Source organism: Lacticaseibacillus jixianensis, assembly GCF_003946485.1.
Taxonomy (GTDB): Bacteria; Bacillota; Bacilli; order Lactobacillales; family Lactobacillaceae; genus Lacticaseibacillus; species Lacticaseibacillus jixianensis.
The window spans coordinates 120,575-129,117 of record NZ_RHOJ01000005.1; the positions used below are offsets into that span (position 1 = coordinate 120,575).

Consider the following 8,543-nt stretch of genomic DNA (forward strand, 5'->3'; position numbering starts at 1 on the left):
TTATGGGAGATTTACAGCAAGATTTCGCGAAATTAAAGCAAAAAATTGCGCAACCGTCATTTCAGCAGAACCATGGCTTGTCAAACGAGGTGGGCTACTATATCTTCGATTACGATGCCAAGGATGAATTGATCGTGCGTGAGAATGTGGCCAATATCGCTGTGTCTTCGACGGTAGCGACGATTGGGGCAGATGTTAAGGTGTTTGACTTGTTCGATATTATGATGGGGATTGTTGATCGATTCGGCTATCGCGAAGGCTTTGAAAATATTGAGCGAGAAGATGGCATGGCAGAAGTTGTGACACAGATGAACAATATCCTGGATATGGATTCCGAGCGCAACTTGGTCGTTGAATATGTTCGCCAGGCCGTTGAGAACGATAAGTCTACCATAATCTTCCTGACTGGGGTTGGCAAAATCTTTCCACTGTTGCGCTCGCACAAGATCCTGAATACCATGAATCAAGTCATTGATAAGTTCCCGGTGGTCATGTTCTATCCTGGCTATTATGATGGAGTGCGTCTCAAAATGTTCGGTCAGTTGGAAGATGATAATTACTATCGTGCTTTCGGGTTAAGAATGGAGTGGAATAACAGTGAAAATTAGGGACTTATTCGCAAAGCCGATTGACCGTAACATCCAAGGGGTGATCAAGGTTGGCCAGGAAGACAATATTAAGCAAGAGCTGGAAGAGTACGTTGTGACAAACGAACTGCAGTCTCAGTTTGCTCGCTTTTTTTCCGCCTATCAGGATTCCCTGACTGGTACTACTGATGACATTGGGGTCTGGATTTCTGGCTTCTTTGGTTCTGGGAAATCTCATTTTCTGAAGGTCATTGCTGATGTACTCGAGAATCGTGTCGTTGATGGCAAGCACGCAGTGGATTACTTCGATGGGAAGATTAACGATCAAATGACCCTGAATCAAATGCACGCAGCCGCGGAATCAGACACTCAGGTAGTCCTATTTAACATTGACGCGAAAGCGATGAGCGGCGACAAATCTGACGATAATGTCATCATCAAAGTCTTCCTGCAGGTCTTCAACGCTATGCAAGGATTCTCCGATAAGAATCCATGGATTGCTGACTTGGAGCGTCAACTGGTTGCCACAAATAAATACGATGAATTCAAACAGACCTACAGTCAAATTGAGGCCAATCATCTCGATTGGACAGAGGGCCGTGATCACTATGCCTTGAACATGGGGAAGATTCGAGATGCCTTGGTGTCGATTGGCTTTATGAGTCAGGTCGACGCGCAAGGGTTCATCGATCAGCTGAAGGCGCCATATCAGATCAACGTTGAGGATTTTGCAGAGTTAGTTAATGACTATGTGCAGAAGACTGGTCATCGGGTTGCGTTCCTGGTTGATGAGGTCGGTCAATTCGTCGGGGATAGCTTACAGCGAATGCTGAATTTGCAGACCGTCGTCGAGGAACTTGGCCGGATCGTTAAGGGTAAGGCCTGGGTCTTGGTCACTTCTCAGCAGGACATTGCCAATGTCACAAAGAACGTCAATGGCCAGGACTTCTCGAAAATTCAGGGTCGGTTCAAGACGCGGATTGCCTTAAGTTCTGCCAATGTCGATGAGGTTATTAAAAAGCGGTTATTGGCGAAGACTCCTGAGGTTCAGGATCAGTTGAAGGGTATCTATGTCGCCAACGGTTCTGCCATTAACAATGCCATCGATTTTGATCAAGACGGCGTGAAACGCTTGAAGTACGACTCACCAGATAATTTTGCGAATAATTACCCGTTTGTGCCGTACCAGTTTAACCTGCTGCAGCAGGTTCTGACAGCAATTCGGACTCACGGTTCAGAAGGTAAACACCTTTCTGAAGGGGAGCGCTCAATGCTCTCGATCTTTCAAGAGTCAGCCGAGCGAATGGAAGATCGTGATGTTGGCGCCCTTATCCCATTTTCACTGTTCTTTGAAGGCCTAGAGCAGTTTCTAGATCATACCCACCGGATTGTGATTGAGCATGCTCGCGAGGATGATCAGGTGATTAATCCTAAGAAGGAAACCAACCCGTTTGCCATCCAAGTGCTCAAGACGCTGTTCATGGTGAAGTATGTGACAAGTTTCAAGGCAACGCTGAATAACATTGTGACCTTGATGATTGATAGCACAGATGTTGATCGTATTGAACTGACTAAGAATGTTCAGGAAGCACTGAATAAATTGGTCAGTCAACAGGTGGTCGAGAAAAATCTTGATACCTATGTCTTCTTGACTGATACCGAACAGGACATTAATCAGGAAATTGAACAGCAGCAGGTTTCTGATGCTGAAGTAGTTAGCAAACTTGGAGAGTTCCTGTTTGATAACAAAGTGATTGCACCAAAGTACGCCTATCCTAAGCTCAGTGGGCGGTATATCTTCAGCTTAAACGAGTATATTGATGACACACCGCAAGGCCGGACCAATAACGCCCTTTCTATCCGGTTACTCAGTACCCTCAATCTTGACAAGCGTGATCATAGTATGGCACGCCTATACTCCGCCGGTGCTCCAACTGAGGTGGTTGTTCTATTACCTGATCAGGACGATTACATCAGTTACATTCGACGCGCAGAAAAGATCCGTAAGTTCCGCATGAGTGGGGCAAACAGTAGTGATCCCCGCTACGGTTCTCTCATTGATGCACGCGCGGCTGAACGTAATTCCTTGCTGGATATTGCGCGTAATAAAGCGGTGGACGCTCTTCATCAGTCAACGATCTATGTCGGAGGCAATGAGCTAGACAAAAACCGCGATTTTGATAATCAACTTGATGCAGGGCTTCAGAGTGTGGTGGATGACACCTACCGTAATTTGAGCTACATCGAGGCGGCGAAGAGCGAGAAGGATATTTTGCAGGTCATTAAAGCTGATGAGATGGTCGAGACTCAAGAGAATCGCCACGCCATCGACGCTGTCGCGGGATGGTTGCAGCAAGAAAAGGATCCGCACATCACGTTGAAACGGGTTATTGATCGCTTCCACGAAATTCCGTTCGGTTACACTGAGGAGGATGTCGAGTGGATCATCGCGAGTCTTTATTCAGCGGGCAAAATTAAGATGACTTACAACGGTGAAGTGGTTAGCCGAGTTTCAGGTGACTTCAACGTTAAACAGATTGTGGATTTTCTGACCAAAAAACAATACACAGAAAAAATTGCCTTGCAGATTAAACGTGATCATACAGCAGTGGAAATTAAGCGGGTAAGAGATGTCGCAAGTCGCGTCTTCAAAAAAAATTCCTTCTCATCAGACAATACTGAAATCTTGGTTTCGGAACTGAAGCCGAAGATTAACAGTGATTATGAAAGCCTGAAGCAGTTTGAAGTTAAGGATCAGCGGTACCCTGGACATGATCTGCTGCAAAAGGGGATTGATTTACTTCAAGAGTTAGATGCAGCGAAAGATTCTGACCAGTTTTTTGAGGTTCTAAGCAGACGCTATGATGAGCTGCTCGACTGGCGCGAGGATTTCGAAGAGCGCGGGATTGCTGACTTCTACGTCAATCAAGCCTCTCAAGATATTTGGGATGCTGGATTAAATGATCTTTCCATCTATGATCATTCCAAAGACAAGATCAGCAGTCCAGAACTTGAAACGGTTGTTGGCCAGCTTGGTGAACAGCTGAAGTCTAATCAGGCTGCCAGCTCGATTCAGAAGATTAAGGCACTTGATGCGCAATTTGATGCCTTATACAACGAGATTTTTGATGCAGAACTTGATAAGGTTAAGAAAGAAATCGAGTCGTATCGGTCTCAGGCTAAGGACAAGATGGATCGGTCGGGGATTGGGGAAGATTTCAGTCAGGAATCATTTGTCCCATTTAGCACAAAAATTGATCAAACGTTGCAAGAGGCGAAGGATGCTGGCGTTCTAAACGATCTGGGGGCGAAGGCCGATGTTGCTCGTAGGTTGTATCAAAACTTCCAGCTGGAGCTCGATACAGCAGTTGAGAGTGCCAAACGGAACCCTGGTCCGACACCAAGCTCTTCAACAACCCCTTCAACGAGGAGTGGGGATGACTCCACGAACGTGGTAACGCCACCCACAGTGGCACCGACAACTCCGCGTCCTGTCAAAAACATTAAGGACATCCATCCGCGGGATCTCGCTGTAAAGCAGACATGGAATATTGAAAGGTCTGAGGACATTGATGGATACCTTGAGCAACTGAAGCAACAGTTGACTGATAGATTGAGAGACAAAGACGTGGATGCAATTGATTTCCATCTGTGATTCTGAAGTGACTGGTATAATTGGGGAGTTTACATGGATAAAAAAATAATCGAGACATTTGCTACTGCCGCGCGCAGGGGTTTAGTCGATGCCGTGAAACTTCGCTTGGAGCAGCTGAGTATCACTGATAAAGGTGCCGAGGAAAGGTTGCCAAGTTCTACCTCAGCTGCCGAATTTTATGCTGGGAATCCTACCAAGCCGCTTACAGGATCTGATATTGGCAGACGTAAGGCAATCATTGCCCGCCTTGAACGTAGGAGTCGAAGCCAGAGTTGGTCTGAAGCTTTCTACGAATTGGTTGAAGAGGCGGCGTATACATGGTTCAACAGAGTTATCGCGCTTCGTTTCATGGAAGTTAATGACTATCTGCCCTCTGGTACCCGCGTTTTGTCGTCCGTACGAGGCACTTCTGAACCTGATATTATGACTGATGCTCGGGATATCGAAGATGCTCTTGGTGGCTACAGTTCAGCTGAACGCTCGCTCATTGATAAAGCTTGGGAAAATCAGGATCCAGCCTCAATGGACAAGCTTTACCAAATGCTGTTTTTGAAGCAAGTCAATGCCCTCAGTAAAAACTTGCCGAACCTTTTTGAACCTACCAAGGACTATCTGCGGCTTTTGTTTACACCAAGCTATCATAGTGGTGTCATTAAAGCGCTTGTGACCAATATTCCGGAGGCAGATTTCGATCTCACAGAATCTGGTGAGGGTCAGGTCGAAATTATTGGATGGCTATACCAGTATTACAACGAAGAGCCACATAATCAGGTGGTCAATTTAAATGGAGGAGCTGTAAAAGAGGCTGATATTCCTGCCGCGACTCAGTTATTTACGACTGACTGGGTGGTCAGGTATATGGTTGATAATTCGCTAGGTAGATACTACCTTGAGCATTTTAGCAGTTCGAACATTGCGGCAAAGTTAAAATACCTGGTACCTGAAAAAATTCATCAGGTGTCCACGACAATAGATCTCGCAAAGCTTCGGTTTTTGGACAACGCAATGGGCTCTGGTCATATACTGGTATATGCGTTTGACGTATTGATGGAAATCTATCAAGAACAAGGCTTCACCAAGAGAGAGGCAGCTCGAAACATTGCAAGTGAGAACTTGTTTGGATTGGAGATCGATAAGCGAGCCTTTCAGTTAGCTTACTTTGCGATCATGATGAAGGTGCGTCAATATGACAGACACGCTCTTGACGGAGATATTCACCTCAATCTATATGAGTTTGAGTCTTCAAGTAATTTAACCGATCAGATCCTTGCTCAGCTTGGCTTAAATCCTGACGCTCAGAGCGAACTCTTGCGCATCCGAGATCAATTCACCCTGGCAAAGTCCCTAGGGTCTATTATTGACATCGCAGATCATTACAATACGGACCTGATATATTCTGAACTGTCAGCACAGAAAAACAGTCATGTTAGCTTGTTTGAAGGAGAAGAGGTCCGCGAACAGATTCAAGGAATGCTGCATATTGTGGATCTCCTCCAGGATAAGTATGATGTGGTGGTCACTAATCCACCATACCTTAACAAAATGGATAAGCCACTAAAAGACTATGTTAAGACACACTACAAAGGCTATTCAGGCGATTTGTTCTCCGTGTTCGTCTGGATCAATGCTCATTTAACTAAACCAGACGGATATGCGGCATACATGACACCGATGGTTTGGATGTTCATTAAGACCTTTCAGGCATTACGTCAAGACATTTTGGACCATTATTTCATATCAAGTCTTATTCAAATGGAGACACATGCATTCTTCGATGAAGCATTTGTGACTATTGATTCCTTTATTTTACAGAATCATCACTCTGAACCAGATTGGCAGGGCTCCTACATTCGGCTTACCGAATTCACAGGAGGAATGCAGGTTCAACAAGAAAAGACGTTAGAGGCCATTCAAGATCCGACAGTACCATATTTTTATCGAACTAACCAAGCGAACTTTGGGAGAATTCCGGGCAGCCCGATTGCTTATTGGGTAAATTATTCAGTTGCTAGTCTTTGGACTGATACAGATACACTTGGCAGTAAATATCCCGCCCGTAAAGGAGTTGTCTCAGGAGATAACGGTTCACTTATCCGACTTTGGTTTGAACCAAGGAACATCGACATATGGAAAGGCGGTCGTATCGATGGAGCCTATCTTCCACAGCCGTATAAATTTGCGCTCCTCAATAAAGGCGGAAAATACAGAAAATGGTATGGAAATCAGGATTATGTATTGAGATTTGATCGTGAAGGATATGATAGAATTTCTTCTAATAAAGGTCACAGATCTCCCGAATATTATTTCTATGCATCCTATACATGGTCCTCTGTGAGTTCTGGTGACCCCTCGTTCCGATATTCTCCGGAAGGTTCTATTAGCGGCTCAGGTGGTTACAGTATATTTTTATTTCAACCTATTTCAGTACAAGATAAATGCCTGCTCGGTTTTCTTAATTCGACAGTCGCTAATTTCTTATTAAAAATATTAAATCCGACTATAAATTTAGGCGCAGGCGATATACAAAACCTTCCACTTCGATGCATCCCGCAGCCTGCATCAGTTCAGATGTTAATTCAAACTTCTCTGACTTTTTCCATGTCGGACTGGGATTCGAATGAAACTAGTCGAGATTTTTCATTATCACCCCTTTTGGCTCATATCGTTGAGCATCAGCGAAATTGGACGTTGGAAGCAGCGTTTAATCGGTGGTCGAAAGAGGCTCAAGATCGATTTGATCAGCTGAAGTCAAATGAGGAAGAACTAAATCGCATCTTCATCGACTTGTACGAATTAAACGATGAACTAACTCCTGAGGTTGCAGATAAGGACGTCTCCGTTCGACGGGCCGATAGACCACGCGATATTAAATCATTTCTCTCGTACTTTATTGGTGTGACGTTTGGTCGTTACTCAATAGATACCCCTGGACTTGCTTATGCTGGTGGGGATTGGGACGATAGCAAGTATGAAAGCTATAAGCCGAACAAAGACAATCTGATCTTGTTGACGGATGAGGAATATTTCGGGGATGAGCGGGATATTATATTTAGGCTTAAGGAGTTCCTAACAGCTACGTTCGGAGCAGAACACTTAGACGAAAATATTCGCTTCATCGCGGACTCATTGGACAAGAAAGGCGAGACGCCTGAGGATCAGATTCGTAAGTATTTCTTAGATGACTTTTACAAGAAAGACCATCTGTCCACATACCAAAAGCGCCCGATCTATTGGGAGTTTTCTTCAGGCAGGCAGGACGGCTTCAAGGCGTTGATCTATTTGCACCGTTACGATGCCAACACGATGGCGATGGTCCGGACAGCCTATCTGCACCCACTACAGGATGCTTATATGTCCGCACGTGAGCAACTTCAGCGGATGCGTGACACAGAGTCTCAAACCAGAGAGAAAAGTCGAATTGAAAAGCAGCTGACCAAGCTAAATAAGCAAATTGATGAAATCGTTAAGTATGATGCGAAGTTGCAACACGTTGCTAACATGCATATCGCAATTGATTTGGATGATGGGGTTCTCGTTAACCATGAGAAAGTTCAGGCTGGCGAAAAGTTGCTGAGTACGATCAAGTGACGCGTAACGCACGACATTTCCTTTGCCGTGCGTTTTCTGTAGGCATAAGATAGCAATAAGAGTAAACGAAACGGGTGGAATAATGGACAAGCGTGCAATCAATAAGTTTGCGGTCGCAGCGCGCCGCCAACTAATTCAAGGAATCAGCTTAAAATTAGGCAGCATTGGCGTCACTGATGAAGGTGTAAGTGAGAAGCTCCCAAGTTCTTCGAACAATGCTGAGTTCTACACGAACAATGCCGAGCCTGTCGTCGGCAAAGACATTGAACGGCGACAACAGATTGTAAAAAATTTAAGAGCAGCCGCTCAAGCCTCGGATTGGCAATCAGCATTCTCAGACTTTGTTGAGCAGACTGCTTATACCTGGTTCAACCGAATCGTCGCGATTCGCTTTATGGAAGTTAACGATTATTTGCCATCCGGTGTTCGCGTGCTCTCCTCAATCGAGGGCCGAGCAGAGCCGGATATTATGGTTGAAGCGCGCAGTCTTGAAGAATCTCTCGGTCAATACACAACTGATGAACGTGGCCTAATTGAACAGGCGTGGAATACCCAAGCGCCTGAGGACATGGATCGACTGTACAGAATGCTTTTTCTGAAGCAAGTCAACGCGCTCAGTGAAAACCTGCCTAAGCTTTTTATATGAAACAGAACTTGATTTTGAGTACACTAAATACACTTACTCGAAATCTCAAAAAAATACAGGTATACTA

4 protein-coding genes are annotated in these 8,543 nt (G+C 44.9%); all 4 read left to right on the forward strand.

Translation table 11 applies throughout. From position 1 onward, the window contains the following. Positions 1 to 2: 2 nt before the first annotated feature. The gene (locus tag EKM85_RS03930) at positions 3 to 608 is read left to right on the forward strand and encodes a DUF1788 domain-containing protein (protein WP_125584964.1); all 606 of its coding nucleotides are present in this window, start codon (positions 3 to 5) and stop codon (positions 606 to 608) included. Next, the gene (brxC, locus tag EKM85_RS03935) at positions 598 to 4,242 is read left to right on the forward strand and encodes a BREX system P-loop protein BrxC (RefSeq protein WP_125584965.1); all 3,645 of its coding nucleotides are present in this window, start codon (positions 598 to 600) and stop codon (positions 4,240 to 4,242) included. The genes EKM85_RS03930 and brxC overlap by 11 nt, the downstream gene beginning before the upstream one ends. 33 nt (positions 4,243 to 4,275) lie before the next feature. Beyond that, positions 4,276 to 7,830: a BREX-1 system adenine-specific DNA-methyltransferase PglX gene (pglX, locus tag EKM85_RS03940; RefSeq protein ID WP_125584966.1), complete on the forward strand. Its 3,555-nt coding sequence runs from the start codon at positions 4,276 to 4,278 to the stop codon at positions 7,828 to 7,830. 82 nt (positions 7,831 to 7,912) lie between these two features. Then, entirely contained in the window at positions 7,913 to 8,476 is a 564-nt protein-coding gene (locus tag EKM85_RS03945) for a hypothetical protein (RefSeq protein WP_125584967.1), read from the forward strand. Positions 8,477 to 8,543 lie beyond the last annotated feature (67 nt).